Genomic DNA, 12,447 nt, shown 5'->3' with positions numbered 1-12,447 from the left:
TCTATAATGAGACGCAAATGAGAATGAGCACAGATCGACATTCAAGGCGATAAGCCACAAAAGTGAATATTAGTAACAGGACAAAATCCGCATGACTGACAACAACACCGCATTAAAGAAGGCTGGCCTGAAAGTAACGCTGCCCAGACTGAAAATTCTGGAAGTGCTTCAGGAACCTGAGTGCCATCACGTCAGTGCGGAAGATTTGTATAAACGCCTGATCGACATTGGCGAAGAGATTGGCCTGGCGACCGTTTACCGTGTTCTGAACCAGTTTGATGATGCCGGTATTGTGACTCGTCACAACTTTGAAGGCGGCAAGTCTGTCTTCGAACTGACGCAGCAGCATCACCACGATCACTTGATCTGCCTGGATTGCGGCAAGGTTATCGAGTTCAGCGACGAATCGATTGAAACGCGTCAGCGTGAAATCGCGACCCGCCATGGCATCAAGCTGACCAACCACAGCCTCTATCTCTATGGACACTGTACGCTGGGCGATTGCCGTGAAGACGAAACGCTGCACGACCAGTAACGCTGGCGCGGCCTGAAATAAAAAAACCGGTGAATTCACCGGTTTTTTTTCGTCTGTTTTCTGCCCTCACCTCACGCGACCAGCGTCTCCTGCAGATAGCGCCAGCGTGGAATGGAGCTGCTGCAATCCAGAATGGCCAGCGAAATGCGGCTCTGGTTATTGCCGTTCATCATCTGCATTTCGCGATACTGTACGACGATCTCTTTTTCATGATGAGAGAGAATGACATGTTCACAGGTGGCAATGCGCATCCCTTCCCGCTGCCCTTGTAACTGCTGGAAAAGATCCTCGACCTCGTTCAGATTGTACTCTTTGCCCTTTGGGGTCACCATGCGAAACTCAGGATGAAAATAGGACATCAGCAGCTGGAAACTGTCGTCAGATCCGGCTGGCTGATTAAAAATACGTTCAATGAGCTGATGTAAAACGACGACACTGTGTTTGGCTTCCTGGGCGAGAACTGTCATTTTTTTTCCTTCTGTAACCCGCTTTGCAACCTCTGAGAGCGGATAGCCTACCTGAAAGCTGACAATTCACACCCTGAAATTGATTAATTTTTTTAAACTCAGATTACTCCCACAAGTCGGTATTGAACCGGTTGTGGTTAGTGCAGAATAAACGTCGGCGATGGTAAAAATCGGGGCAATAAAAAAGGGCGATAAATCGCCCTTTTGTCATTTTATGAGGTCAGCCCCAAAAAATTTATTCGCCCGTTTTGGTCCAGGTATCACGAAGACCGACGGTGCGGTTAAACACCAGTTGCGTCGGTTTCGAGTAAACGCTGTCGGCGCAGAAATAACCTTCACGTTCAAACTGAAACGGTGTTGTCGGTTCCACATCGCGCAGGCTGGGTTCAACAAAGCCGTTTTTGATGGTCAGTGATTCAGGATTAATGACCGCCAGGAAATCCTCTGCAGCAGCCGGGTTTGGCACACTGAACAGACGATCATACAGACGGAACTCAGCTGGCTGCGCGTGATCCGCAGAAACCCAGTGAATCACGCCTTTGACTTTGCGGCCATCGGCTGGATCTTTGCTCAGCGTATCAACATCGCTGGTGCAGTAGATGCAGGTAATGTTGCCCGCTTCATCTTTGGCGACCCGCTCAGCACGAATCACATAGGCGTTACGCAGGCGGACTTCTTTGCCCAGCACCAGACGCTTATATTGTTTGTTCGCCTCTTCACGGAAATCCGCGCGATCGATCCAGATCTCGCGGCTGAACGGCACTTCACGCGTGCCCATCTCCGGTTTACCCGGATGATTTGGCATGGTGACGATTTCGCTATGGCCTGCTGGCAGGTTTTCGATCACCACTTTAAGCGGATCTAAAACCGCCATGGCGCGGGGCGCATTCTCGTTAAGATCATCACGGATACAGGACTCCAGCGAAGCCATCTCCACGATGTTATCTTGCTTAGTCACGCCAATACGACGGCAGAACTCACGGATAGAAGCGGCGGTGTAACCACGACGACGCAGACCTGAAACGGTCAGCATGCGCGGATCGTCCCACCCTTCTACGTGCTTCTCGGTCACCAGCTGAGTGAGTTTACGTTTCGACATCACCGCATACTCCAGATTCAGGCGCGAGAATTCATACTGACGCGGATGAACCGGAATTGTGATGTTGTCCAGCACCCAGTCATAGAGACGGCGGTTGTCCTGAAACTCCAGCGTACAGAGCGAGTGCGTAATGCCTTCCAGCGCATCGGAGATGCAGTGGGTAAAGTCATACATCGGGTAGATGCACCACTTATTGCCGGTCTGGTGGTGTTCCGCGAACTTGATGCGGTAAAGCACCGGATCGCGCATCACGATGAAATTAGAGGCCATGTCGATTTTGGCGCGCAGACAGGCGGTGCCTTCGGCAAACTCACCGTTTCGCATCTTCTCAAACAGCGCCAGATTCTCTTCCACGCTGCGATCGCGATAAGGGCTGTTTTTACCCGGCTCTTTCAGGGTGCCGCGATATTCACGAATCGCATCCGGACTCAGTTCATCAACGTAGGCCAGTCCTTTGGAAATCAGCTCGATGGCATAGTTGTAGAGCTGATCGAAATAGTTTGATGAGTAACAGACCTCACCGCTCCACTCAAAACCCAGCCACTGAACGTCACGCTTGATGGATTCAACGAATTCCATATCCTCTTTAACCGGATTGGTATCGTCGAAACGCAGGTTGCATTGCCCCTGATAGTCCTGGGCGATGCCAAAATTCAGACAGATCGATTTCGCATGACCAATATGCAGATAGCCATTGGGCTCCGGCGGAAAACGGGTATGCACGCTGCTGTGCTTACCGCTCGCCAAATCTTCGTCAATGATCTGACGAATAAAGTTAGTTGGGCGGGCTTCAGCCTCACTCATCTCAAAAATCCTCAATACGAATAACGGGTGATTTGTACCACGAAGTAACGGAGTATGATCCACAAAGCGTCTGAGGGAAACAACCGTTTGTTAAGCCTTTAAAACAAAAAAGGCAGGAATCGCTTCCTGCCTGTGGGGTTCTGTTGCGGGGATTAGCCTTTCACTTCATACAGCGGGGTTTCCCCTGCTATTACCTGACCCTGTGCCAGTAAAGTCAGACCGGCGAAATCGTCGCTGTTGCTGACCACGACCGGACTCACCATTGAGCGGGCATTGGCGTTAAGGAATTCAAGGTCCATCTCCAGTACTCGCTGACCGGCGACCACGCTGGCCCCCTCTTCAACCAGACGGGTGAAGCCTTTACCTTCCAGCGCCACGGTATCCAGCCCCATGTGCACCACAATCTCCACGCCATTGTCGGTTTCCAGACAGAAGGCATGATTGGTGTTAAAGATTTTCACCAGCGTACCGGCAATCGGTGCCACTACCCATTTGTCGCTGGGCTTGATCGCCAGACCGTCGCCCACCGCTTTGCTGGCAAAGGCTTCATCCGGCACATCATCCAGCGCCACGACTTCACCGCTGACCGGCGCCAGCAGCGTGGCGATGACCTGCTTCTCACTGTTCAGCACCGCCTGCGGTTTAACGTCCGGCTCGGCCGGCGCACTGCTGGTAGCCGCTGCAGCGACCGGACCTTTGGTCAGCACTTTTTTCATGGCCGAGGCGATGCTTTCTGCCTGGGTACCTACGATGATCTGCACGCTCTGTTTGTTAAGACGGATCACGCCGGACGCGCCAAGACGCTTAGCAACCGCCTCATTCACCTGCGCCGAGTCATTCACGTTAAGACGCAGACGGGTGATACAGGCATCGATGCTGGTTAAGTTAGCTGAACCACCAATCGCCCCAATGTAGCGGCGCGCCAGTGACTCTGTGGCACTTTCACCGCTATCCGTTTTATCAACGTTAACGTCATAACCATCAGTTTCATCACCATCAACCGCCAGCTCGCGGCCCGGCGTCATCAGGTTGAATTTTTTGATGGTAAAGCGGAACACCACATAATAGATAACGAAGAAGACCAGACCCTGCGGGATCAGCATGTACCAGTGTGTCGCCAGCGGATTACGGGTCGACAGCACCATATCCACCAGCCCGGCGCTGAAACCAAATCCGGCAATCCAGTGCATGCTGGCAGCGATGAAGACAGAAATACCGGTCAGGACGGCGTGGATCAGATAAAGCACGGGTGCCACGAACATGAAGGAGAACTCCAGCGGTTCGGTAATACCCGTAAAGAAGGCAGCAAACGCCGCGGCCAGCATGATACTACCCACTTTGACGCGGTTCTCAGGACGCGCACAGTGGTAGATAGCCAGCGCAGCACCCGGCAGACCAAACATCATGATCGGGAAGAAGCCCGCCTGATAACGACCGGTGATGCCGACAGTTGCCGATCCGTCAGCCAGTGACTGTGCACCGCCAAGGAATTTAGGAATGTCATTAATGCCCGCAACATCGAACCAGAACACCGAGTTCAGGGCGTGATGCAGACCGACCGGAATCAGCAGGCGGTTAAAGAAGGCGTAGATACCGGCACCGGCAGAGCCGAGCTTCTGGATATGTTCACCAAAGCCCACCAGACCGTTAAAGATAACCGGCCAGATATACATCAGGATAAAGGCGACCAGGATCATCAGGAACGAGACCAGAATCGGCACCAGTCGCCGTCCGCTGAAGAAGGAGAGTGCTTTCGGCAGCTCGACGTGGCTGAAGCGGTTATAGACCTCCGCCGACAGGATACCGACCAGAATACCGACAAACTGGTTATTAATTTTGCCAAACGCCACAGGCACCTGGTCAACCGGCATCTTCTGTATCATCGCCACCGCGGCCGGTGAGCAGAGCGTGGTGACTACCAGGAATCCGACAAAGCCGGTCAGGGCTGCCGCACCATCTTTATCTTTCGACATGCCATACGCGACACCAATCGCAAACAGCACTGACATGTTTTCAATGATGGCAGCACCAGATTTGATCAGCAATGCCGCCAGCGCATTACCTGCGCCCCAGCTGTCTGGATCGATCCAGTAGCCCACGCCCATTAATATTGCTGCTGCTGGCAGGGTTGCTACCGGCACCATCAGTGCGCGCCCCACCTTTTGTAAGTAACCTAACATATCCCCTTCCCCCTATGAGCCTGACTTGTCGCTTTGCGCTGCTTAATGTTGTTATGTCAGCTGCAAAGATCGTTAATACACTTCATATCACGCAGCGAAGTGTAATGATAAATTAATTCGCCTCGCAAATTAAAAGCCTGGTAAATGTGATTTTTATCACTAAAAAACATCGTTTCATACGGCAACATCTGGCTATGACCGTAAACTTATTTTATGATCCGAAATATTGAATTATGCGCTGGCCATGGCGACAATGAATCATCTGTTCAGATTGTTGACTCACGCAACGGCTTAGCCATCCCCTTTCTATTTTCAATTGAGGTGAAACATGAGACTGATTCCTTTAGCGACACCAACCCAGGTGGGAAAATGGGCCGCCCGACATATTGTTAATCGTATCAATGCGTTTAACCCGACGGCGGATAAACCTTTTGTCCTGGGTCTGCCAACCGGCGGTACGCCACTGGAAGCGTACAAACACCTGATTGATATGCACAAAGCGGGCCAGGTCAGTTTTAAAAACGTCGTGACATTCAATATGGATGAATATGTTGGCCTGCCAAAAGAGCATCCTGAGAGCTATCACAGCTTCATGTATCGTAATTTCTTCGATCACGTTGATATTCAACCGGAAAATATCAACCTGCTGAATGGTAATGCCCCCGATATTGACGCAGAATGTCGTCAGTACGAAGAGAAAATTCGCGCGCTGGGTAAAATTCACCTGTTCATGGGCGGCGTTGGCAACGACGGTCATATCGCCTTTAACGAACCGGCTTCCTCTCTCGCTTCCCGTACCCGCATTAAAACCCTGACCCATGACACCCGCGTGGCGAACTCCCGCTTCTTTAACGGTGACGTTGATCAGGTGCCTAAATATGCGCTGACGGTCGGCGTCGGTACGCTGCTGGATGCAGAGGAAGTGATGATTCTGGTTACCGGCCATGTTAAAGCGCAGGCATTACAGGCGGCGGTTGAAGGCAACGTTAATCATATGTGGACTATCAGCTGCCTGCAGCTGCACGCGAAATCGGTGGTAGTGTGCGATGAGCCGGCCACCATGGAACTGAAAGTGAAAACCGTGAAATATTTCCGCGAAATGGAAGCGGAAAATATGAAAGGCGTGTAACAGAACATTGTCATGCCCTGCTGTTACGCTGAGTGACAGCAGGCCAGGACGGGAGAAGAAAGATGTACGCATTAGTTAACGGTCGAATCTACAGTGGCCATGAGGTTCTGGATAATCACGCGGTGGTGGTTGCCGATGGGCGTATTGCGCGCGTCTGTCCGCGTGAAGCGCTCCCGGCGGATATTGAGCAGCGGGATATGGCAGGGGCAAATATTGCGCCAGGCTTTATCGATCTCCAGCTCAATGGCTGCGGTGGCGTGCAGTTCAATGACAGCCTTGAGGCGCTCAGCATTGAAACGCTGGAAACGATGCAGCGCGCCAATGAAAAGTCTGGCTGCACCAGCTTTTTACCGACGCTTATCACCAGCAGCGACGCCCTGATGAAGCGGGCGATTGAAACCATGCGCGCCTACCTGCAGAAACATCAGAATCAGGCGCTGGGTCTGCATCTGGAAGGGCCCTGGCTGAGCAAAGCGAAAAAAGGCACCCACGATCCGGCGCTGATTCGCCTGCCGGATGCGGCGATGGTGCAGTACCTGTGTGACAACGCGGACGTCATCACCAAAGTCACGCTTGCCCCTGAAAATGCGGGTAGCGATGTGATTCGTCAATTGACTGATGCCGGGATTATTGTCTCAGCCGGTCACTCGAATGCGACCTATGAAGAGGCTAAAGCGGGCTTTTCTGCTGGTGTGAGTTTCGCGACGCACCTCTACAACGCCATGCCCACCTTTGCCGGACGTGAACCCGGGCTTATCGGTGCGCTGTTTGATTCGCCTGATGTATACTGCGGCATTATTGCGGACGGTTTACATGTACATTACGCTAACGTGCGCAATGCAAAACGCATCAAAGGCGACAAACTGGTGCTGGTCACGGATGCCACTGCACCGGCTGGCGCGGACATAAGCGAGTTTATTTTTGCAGGCAAAACAATCTATTATCGCGATGGGCTCTGTGTCGACGAAAACGGCACATTAAGTGGTTCTGCCCTGACGATGATTGAAGCGGTACAAAACAGCGTTGAGCATGCAGGGATCGCACTGGACGAAGCGTTGCGCATGGCAACACTCTACCCGGCACGGGCGATGGGCGTGGAAAGGCAGTCAGGCTCGATCGAAGCAGGAAAAATCGCGAACCTGACTGTGTTTACGCGCGACTTTAAAATCATAAAGACGTTTGTCAACGGAGACGACGTCCTGAGCGAGTAAGCACTGAATGACCACTGGCGGCCAGTCACAAATAGGAAATGTCGATCTTGTTAAGCAACTCAATAGCGCAGCGGTTTACCGGCTGATTGATCAACAGGGGCCGATATCGCGCATTCAGATTGCCGAACTTAGCCAGCTCGCGCCCGCCAGCGTCACCAAAATTACCCGTCAGTTGATTGAGCGCGGCCTGATCAAAGAGGTAGACCAGCAGGCGTCTACCGGTGGTCGCCGCGCCATCTCCATCATCACTGAAACCCGCCATTTCCATACCATCGGCGTCCGCCTCGGACGCAACGACGCCACCCTGACTCTGTTTGACCTCAGCGGTAAATCGCTGGCGCAGGAAGATTATGCGCTGCCGGAACGCACTCAGGAGACGCTGGAACATGCGCTGTTTAACGCCATCAGCAGTTTCATTGAGCAGCACCAGCGTAAAATTCGCGAGCTGATCGCGATTTCAGTGATCCTGCCAGGGCTGGTCGATCCGATTAACGGCGTGATCCGCTATATGCCACACATCTCTGTCAGCCGCTGGCCGCTGGTCGCCAGTCTGAAAAAACGTTTTAACGTTACCAGTTTTGTAGGTCATGATATTCGCAGCCTGGCGCTGGCTGAGCACTATTTCGGTGCAAGCCGCGACTGTGCTGACTCAATTCTGGTGCGTTTACACCGGGGCACGGGCGCCGGCATTATTGCCAACGGCCATATTTTTCTCGGCAGCAACGGCAACGTTGGCGAGATCGGACACATTCAGGTCGACCCGCTTGGCGAGCGCTGTCACTGCGGCAACTTTGGCTGCCTTGAGACTATTGCCGCCAACGGCGCCATTGAAAATCGGGTACGGCATCTGCTGAATCAGGGCTATCCCAGCGTACTGACGCTGGAGGCGTGCCAGATATCCCACATCTGCAAAGCGGCCAATCAGGGTGATGCACTGGCCTGCGAAGTGGTTGAGTACGTTGGCCGTTATCTTGGCAAAGCTATTGCGATTGCGATCAACCTGTTTAATCCGCAAAAAGTGGTGCTGGCGGGTGAGATCACTGAAGCAGAAAAAGTGCTGCTGCCAGCGATTGAGGGCTGCATTAATACTCAGGCATTAGAGGCCTTCCGTAAAAATCTGCCGGTCGTGCGTTCCACCCTGGATCATCGTTCCGCTATTGGTGCCTTTGCGCTCGCTAAACGTGCCATGCTTAACGGCATTCTGCTGCAACATCTTCTGGAAGACTAAGAGCCTATCCCAGTAGGCGTAATTGGTGCAGGCAGTCTGGACACGGACAGCGCGGAACAACCGGAGCGTACACGTAGTACGTGAGGATTGTGAGCACTGCCCAGGTTCAGAATGACAAATTAAATAGCCTAATGGGATAGGCTCTAAGCTAACCCGCTGCTGTGGCGGGCCATATCGGATCTGACTATGACCATTAAAAGCGTAATTTGTGATATCGATGGCGTGCTGATGCACGACAACACGGCCGTTCCCGGCGCACAGGAGTTTTTACAGCGCATTCTGGCCAAAGAGATGCCGCTGGTGGTGCTGACGAACTATCCCTCGCAAACCGAGCAGGATCTGGCAAACCGCTTTGCCTCGGCCGGTGTCGAGGTGCCCGACTCCGTTTTCTATACCTCCGCAATGGCAACCGCCGACTTCCTGCGCCGTCAGGAGGGCAAAAAGGCGTATGTGATTGGTGAGGGCGCACTGATTCATGAACTCTACAAAGCGGGCTTTACCATTACCGATGTGAATCCCGATTTTGTCATTGTCGGAGAGACGCGCTCGTTTAACTGGGACATGATGCATAAAGCGGCCTTCTTCGTGGCTAATGGCGCCCGCTTTATTGCCACCAACCCGGATACTCATGCGCGCGGTTTTATTCCTGCCTGTGGCGCACTCTGTGCGGGTATTGAGAAGATATCAGGCCGTCGCCCGTTTGTGGTCGGCAAGCCCAGCCCCTACATCATGCGCGCCGCGCTGAACAAAATGCAGGCCCACTCGGAAGAGACCGTGATTGTCGGTGACAATCTGCGAACCGATATTCTGGCCGGTTTTCAGGCGGGTCTGGAGACGGTGCTGGTGCTCTCCGGCGTCTCGACGCTGAGTGATATCGATGCCATGCCGTTCCGTCCGGACTGGATCTACCCTTCTGTGGCCGATATCGACCTGTTCTGATTCATTTCTCTTATGACGCATCCGGCTAATCTGTGATGCGTCACCTCTTTTTGCGCTATATATCCCACTTTTACTGCCTGATTTCTGCTCACAAAAGCTATTTTATTGCTGATCCATCAACGAAACGGCATTAAAATTATCGTTTATTCAATTTTATTGCCATGCAAGCAATCTTTTTATCAGTAAATCACGATTCCTCTTGCATTGAATGCACCAAATAGCGCATTTTCTTATGTATCACGCAGCATCAGGCTGCCGGACAAACGCAAAAGATAACATCGCCGTAAGGTGAGCTCAGGAGTCAGTTATGTGTTCAATTTTTGGTGTGCTGGATCTGAAAACCGATCCTGTTGAGCTGCGCAAAAAAGCGCTGGAATGTTCACGCTTAATGCGTCATCGCGGCCCGGACTGGTCAGGCGTCTATGCCGATGACCATGCTATTCTGGCGCATGAACGTCTCTCAATTGTTGACGTTAACAATGGCGCACAGCCGCTGTACAACGCCGATCACACCCACGTACTGGCAGTTAACGGCGAAATTTATAACCATCAGGCACTGCGCGCTGAACTCAGCGATCGCTACGCGTTTCAGACCGGTTCTGACTGTGAAGTGATTCTGGCGCTCTATCAGGAGAAAGGTGTCGATTTCCTCGATGAGCTGGAAGGCATGTTCGCCTTTATCCTCTATGACACCGTTAAAAAAACGTACCTGATTGGTCGCGACCACATCGGCATCATCCCGCTCTATATGGGTAACGATGAGCATGGCAACCTGTTTGTTGCTTCAGAAATGAAAGCGCTGGTGCCAGCCTGCCGTTCAATCAAAGAGTTCCCGCCGGGAAGCTACCTCTCCAGCACCGATGGCGAGATCCGCCGTTACTGGCAGCGCGACTGGATGGAATATAAAAACGTTGAGCACAACACCACCGACGCCGCTGGCCTGAAACATGCGCTGGAAGAGTCCGTGAAAAGCCACCTGATGTCAGATGTGCCTTACGGCGTGCTGCTGTCAGGCGGTCTGGACTCTTCCATCATTTCAGCCGTGACCAAGCGTTACGCGGCGAAGCGGGTTGAAGATCAGGATAAAAGTGATGCGTGGTGGCCACAGCTGCACTCCTTCGCGGTAGGGCTGGAAGGTTCACCCGACTTAAAAGCGGCGAAATCGGTGGCGGAGCATCTGGGCACCGTACACCATGAAATTCATTTCACCGTGCAGGAAGGTCTGGATGCCATTCGCGATGTGATTTATCACATTGAAACCTATGACGTCACCACCATTCGTGCCTCTACGCCAATGTACTTAATGTCGCGTAAAATTAAAGCGATGGGCATTAAGATGGTGCTGTCGGGCGAAGGCGCAGATGAAGTCTTCGGCGGCTATCTCTATTTCCATAAAGCGCCAAACGCCAAAGAGTTCCACGAAGAAAACGTACGTAAACTGCAGGCGCTGCATATGTTCGACTGCGCCCGTGCCAACAAAGCGATGTCCGCCTGGGGCGTTGAAGCCCGCGTACCGTTCCTGGATAAAAAATTCCTGGATGTGGCGATGCGAATCAACCCGGCCGATAAAATGTGCGGCAGCAACGGTAAAATGGAGAAGCACATTCTGCGTGAATGTTTCTCCTCTTACCTGCCGGAGAGCGTGGCGTGGCGTCAGAAAGAGCAGTTCTCGGATGGCGTGGGTTACAGCTGGATCGACTCACTGAAAGAAGTGGCTGCGAAGCAAATCAGCGATCAGCAGCTGGCTACCGCTCACTTCCGCTTCCCGTTCAACACGCCGGGTTCGAAAGAAGCCTATCTCTATCGTGAGATCTTTGAAGAGCTGTTCCCGCTGGCGAGCGCGGCAGAGTGTGTGCCTGGCGGTCCATCGGTCGCCTGTTCTTCTGCCAAAGCGATTGAATGGGATGAAGCGTTTAAAAACATGGACGATCCCTCTGGTCGTGCCGTGGGTGTGCATCAGTCAGCCTATAAATAAGCCGGCTGAAAGCAACCAGAACGGGCCCGCTGCGGCCCATTTTTTTTACGATTAGCGTTGTATTCACTGAAAAATTGCCGAATAAACATCCAGGCTGGTTATAAGCCAGTCAAACAGCGATTATCTGGCAAAAAACGGTAAAAAAATTGTTGACGCTGTCTGGTCAACTCCGCATAATGCGCCCCGCAACGCCGATGAAGGTAACGCGAAAAAAAGATGGCTACGTAGCTCAGCTGGTTAGAGCACAGCACTCATAATGCTGGGGTCACAGGTTCGATTCCCGTCGTAGCCACCATCTTTTTTTGCGGGAGTGGCGAAATTGGTAGACGCACCAGATTTAGGTTCTGGCGCCGCAAGGTGTGCGAGTTCAAGTCTCGCCTCCCGCACCATTTCATTATTCGGCAGCGTGGATGGGATATCGCCAAGCGGTAAGGCACCGGTTTTTGATACCGGCATTCCCTGGTTCGAATCCAGGTATCCCAGCCAATTTCGATGATTCTCGAGGCTGAGAACGGACGAATGGGATATCGCCAAGCGGTAAGGCACCGGTTTTTGATACCGGCATTCCCTGGTTCGAATCCAGGTATCCCAGCCATCATTGAAATGCAGTACAATTTGGCTACGTAGCTCAGCTGGTTAGAGCACAGCACTCATAATGCTGGGGTCACAGGTTCGATTCCCGTCGTAGCCACCATATAATTGGGGTGTCGCCAAGCGGTAAGGCACTGGTTTCTGATACCAGCATTCCGGGGTTCGAATCCCTGCACCCCAGCCATACAAAAGACAATTTGAAAAACACCATTATTGGGGTGTCGCCAAGCGGTAAGGCACTGGTTTCTGATACCAGCATTCCGGGGTTCGAATCCCTGCACCCCAGCCA

The 12,447-nt window shown here is 52.5% G+C and carries 9 protein-coding genes and 7 tRNA genes; 13 read left to right on the top strand and 3 right to left on the bottom strand.

From position 1 onward, the window contains the following. The first annotated feature begins 91 nt into the window (after positions 1–91). Positions 92–535 carry a ferric iron uptake transcriptional regulator gene (fur, locus tag NR201_RS04100; protein ID WP_009091454.1) on the top strand — a complete coding sequence of 148 codons (444 nt, stop codon included), beginning with the start codon at positions 92–94 and terminating at the stop codon, positions 533–535. A 71-nt stretch (positions 536–606) separates the two neighbouring features. Here fur and NR201_RS04095 read toward each other — a convergent pair whose 3' ends face one another. The 3 genes from NR201_RS04095 to nagE all read right to left on the bottom strand — a co-directional run bounded on the left by NR201_RS04095 (position 607) and on the right by nagE (position 5,085). Then, entirely contained in the window at positions 607–1,002 is a 396-nt protein-coding gene (locus tag NR201_RS04095; protein WP_010260686.1) for a hypothetical protein, read from the bottom strand. A 235-nt stretch (positions 1,003–1,237) separates the two neighbouring features. Then, a complete protein-coding gene (gene glnS, locus NR201_RS04090; protein ID WP_010260682.1) occupies positions 1,238–2,905 on the bottom strand; it encodes a glutamine--tRNA ligase in 1,668 nt (555 codons plus the stop codon). 152 nt (positions 2,906–3,057) lie between these two features. Continuing rightward, positions 3,058–5,085, bottom strand: a complete 2,028-nt coding sequence (gene nagE, locus NR201_RS04085) for an N-acetylglucosamine-specific PTS transporter subunit IIBC (RefSeq protein WP_031293061.1) — start codon at positions 5,083–5,085, stop codon at positions 3,058–3,060. A 328-nt stretch (positions 5,086–5,413) separates the two neighbouring features. On the opposite strand from nagE, the gene nagB reads away from it, so the two are divergent. From nagB to NR201_RS04025, 12 genes are all read left to right on the top strand, one after another. Then, entirely contained in the window at positions 5,414–6,214 is an 801-nt protein-coding gene (nagB, locus tag NR201_RS04080; RefSeq protein ID WP_010260676.1) for a glucosamine-6-phosphate deaminase, read from the top strand. A gap of 62 nt (positions 6,215–6,276) precedes the next feature. Next, entirely contained in the window at positions 6,277–7,425 is a 1,149-nt protein-coding gene (gene nagA / locus NR201_RS04075) for an N-acetylglucosamine-6-phosphate deacetylase (RefSeq protein WP_010671285.1), read from the top strand. A 7-nt stretch (positions 7,426–7,432) separates the two neighbouring features. Then, positions 7,433–8,653 (top strand): N-acetylglucosamine repressor, encoded by a 1,221-nt coding sequence (locus tag NR201_RS04070; RefSeq protein ID WP_022626048.1) that lies wholly within the window; start codon positions 7,433–7,435, stop codon positions 8,651–8,653. 186 nt (positions 8,654–8,839) lie between these two features. Beyond that, positions 8,840–9,592, top strand: coding sequence for an HAD-IIA family hydrolase (locus tag NR201_RS04065; RefSeq protein WP_010260664.1), 753 nt, complete (start codon positions 8,840–8,842; stop codon positions 9,590–9,592). 307 nt (positions 9,593–9,899) lie between these two features. After that, a complete protein-coding gene (gene asnB / locus NR201_RS04060; RefSeq protein WP_010671283.1) occupies positions 9,900–11,567 on the top strand; it encodes an asparagine synthase B in 1,668 nt (555 codons plus the stop codon). A 218-nt stretch (positions 11,568–11,785) separates the two neighbouring features. After that, a tRNA-Met gene (locus NR201_RS04055) sits at positions 11,786–11,862 on the top strand. Positions 11,863–11,871: 9 nt separating this feature from the next. Beyond that, positions 11,872–11,956: transfer RNA gene (locus tag NR201_RS04050), tRNA-Leu, on the top strand. Positions 11,957–11,978: 22 nt separating this feature from the next. Beyond that, positions 11,979–12,053, top strand: a tRNA-Gln gene (locus NR201_RS04045). 34 nt (positions 12,054–12,087) lie between these two features. Next, positions 12,088–12,162: transfer RNA gene (locus NR201_RS04040), tRNA-Gln, on the top strand. A gap of 22 nt (positions 12,163–12,184) precedes the next feature. Continuing rightward, positions 12,185–12,261, top strand: a tRNA-Met gene (locus NR201_RS04035). Positions 12,262–12,267: 6 nt separating this feature from the next. Further along, positions 12,268–12,342 (top strand) — tRNA-Gln (locus tag NR201_RS04030). A 30-nt stretch (positions 12,343–12,372) separates the two neighbouring features. Further along, positions 12,373–12,447: transfer RNA gene (locus tag NR201_RS04025), tRNA-Gln, on the top strand.

Source organism: Pantoea sp. Fr-CA_6, from assembly GCF_024520895.1.
Taxonomy (GTDB): domain Bacteria; phylum Pseudomonadota; class Gammaproteobacteria; order Enterobacterales; family Enterobacteriaceae; genus Pantoea; species Pantoea agglomerans.
The sequence above is the reverse complement of the archived record's forward strand: the minus strand, read 5'-3'. Positions and strand labels throughout refer to the sequence as shown.

Excerpts from the sequence above, each read along its gene's own strand:
- nagA (WP_010671285.1), top strand. The coding sequence starts at position 6,277 with ATGTACGCATTAGTTAACGGTCGAATCTACAGTGGCCATGAGGTTCTG.
- NR201_RS04065 (WP_010260664.1), top strand. The coding sequence starts at position 8,840 with ATGACCATTAAAAGCGTAATTTGTGATATCGATGGCGTGCTGATGCAC.
- fur (WP_009091454.1), top strand. The coding sequence starts at position 92 with ATGACTGACAACAACACCGCATTAAAGAAGGCTGGCCTGAAAGTAACG.
- NR201_RS04095 (WP_010260686.1), bottom strand. The coding sequence starts at position 1,002 with ATGACAGTTCTCGCCCAGGAAGCCAAACACAGTGTCGTCGTTTTACAT.
- nagE (WP_031293061.1), bottom strand. The coding sequence starts at position 5,085 with ATGTTAGGTTACTTACAAAAGGTGGGGCGCGCACTGATGGTGCCGGTA.
- nagB (WP_010260676.1), top strand. The coding sequence starts at position 5,414 with ATGAGACTGATTCCTTTAGCGACACCAACCCAGGTGGGAAAATGGGCC.
- asnB (WP_010671283.1), top strand. The coding sequence starts at position 9,900 with ATGTGTTCAATTTTTGGTGTGCTGGATCTGAAAACCGATCCTGTTGAG.
- glnS (WP_010260682.1), bottom strand. The coding sequence starts at position 2,905 with ATGAGTGAGGCTGAAGCCCGCCCAACTAACTTTATTCGTCAGATCATT.
- NR201_RS04070 (WP_022626048.1), top strand. The coding sequence starts at position 7,433 with ATGACCACTGGCGGCCAGTCACAAATAGGAAATGTCGATCTTGTTAAG.